Source organism: Leucobacter chromiiresistens, assembly GCF_001477055.1.
Lineage (GTDB): Bacteria > Actinomycetota > Actinomycetes > Actinomycetales > Microbacteriaceae > Leucobacter > Leucobacter chromiiresistens_A.
In genome coordinates this window covers 1-1,203 of the sequence record NZ_LDRK01000093.1, presented here as the reverse complement: position 1 = coordinate 1,203, position 1,203 = coordinate 1, and the positions used below count along the sequence as shown (strand labels likewise).

The 1,203-nt window shown below is 74.4% G+C and carries 2 protein-coding genes; both read left to right on the top strand.

Features of this window, described 5'->3' with window-relative positions:
• Nucleotides 1-549 (top strand): isochorismatase family protein (locus NS354_RS11045; protein WP_058594539.1); only part of this gene is annotated, 549 nt, incomplete at its 5' end.
• Nucleotides 546-1,203 (top strand): SDR family NAD(P)-dependent oxidoreductase (locus NS354_RS11040; RefSeq protein WP_058594538.1); only part of this gene is annotated, 658 nt, incomplete at its 3' end. The genes NS354_RS11045 and NS354_RS11040, both read left to right, overlap by 4 nt.

Genomic DNA, 1,203 nt, shown 5'->3' with positions numbered 1-1,203 from the left:
CGCAGGGCGAGGCGGCCCCGGTCGGCGCGGGGGCAGATCGACGTGGCGGTGTGCCGCATCGCCGCTCTGCTGGAGACCGCCCGCAAGGCGGGGATCCCCATCGTCTACACCGCTCAGCCGCCGCGGCAGGACCTGGCCGACCGGGCCCTGCTCACCGACTTCTGGGGGACCGGGCTGAGCACCGACGCCCAGGCGCGGATCATCGACGGGCTCGCCCCCGCCGAGGGGGACATCGTCCTGCCCAAGTGGCGCTACTCCGCGTTCATGCGCTCGACCCTGCGCGAGCAGCTGCTGGCCCGGGGCCGGGACCAGCTGGCGATCACCGGGGTGTACGCGCACATCGGGTGCCTGGCCACCGCCCTGGACGCCTTCATGCTGGACGTCCAGGCCTTCCTCGTCGCCGACGCGCTCGCGGACTTCACCCGCGAGGACCACGTGCGGGCCCTGGACTACGCCGCCGGCCGCTGCGCCCGCGTGCAGGACACGGCCGAGATCCTGGCCTCCTGGCAGGATGCCCAAGATGAGCAGGGCCAGGGGGTCAGCCGATGAGCGCGGTCCTCGTCACCGGAGCCGCCGGCGGGATCGGCAGCCAGGTGGTCAGGCTGCTGGCCGAGGACGGGCACCACGTGTGGGCCGCGGACCGGGTCATGCCGGATCCGCAGGGCTGGTCCGACCCCGAGCGCATCACCCCGGCCGTCCTGGACGTCTCCGCCGAGCGCGACGTCGTTGACCTGCTGCGCGGGATCGAGGAGTCCGGGCAGCAGCTGACCGGGGCGGTCCACGCCGCCGGCATCGTGCACGCCGCCCCGCTGCTGGAGACCTCCGTGCGGGAGTGGGACGAGATCCTGGCCGTCAACGCCCGGGCGGTGTTCCTCGTGCTGCGTGAGAGCGCGGGCCTGATGATCCGGCAGCGTGCGCAGGACCCGGGCAACCGACGCGGGATCGTGACCATCAGCTCCAACGCCGGGCGCGTGCCGCGCACCGAGTTCGGGGCCTACGGGGCCTCCAAGGCCGCCGCGACGTCGGTGACCCGCAGCTTCGGCCTGCAGCTGGCCCGCCACGGCATCCGCTGCAACGCGGTCAGCCCCGGCACCACCCGCACCCCCATGGTCACCTCCGGCTGGGACGGCGAGGACCGCAGCGCCGTGCCCGTGGCCGGCAGTCCCGAGGACTTCCGCCTCGGCATCCCCCTGGGCCGCATCG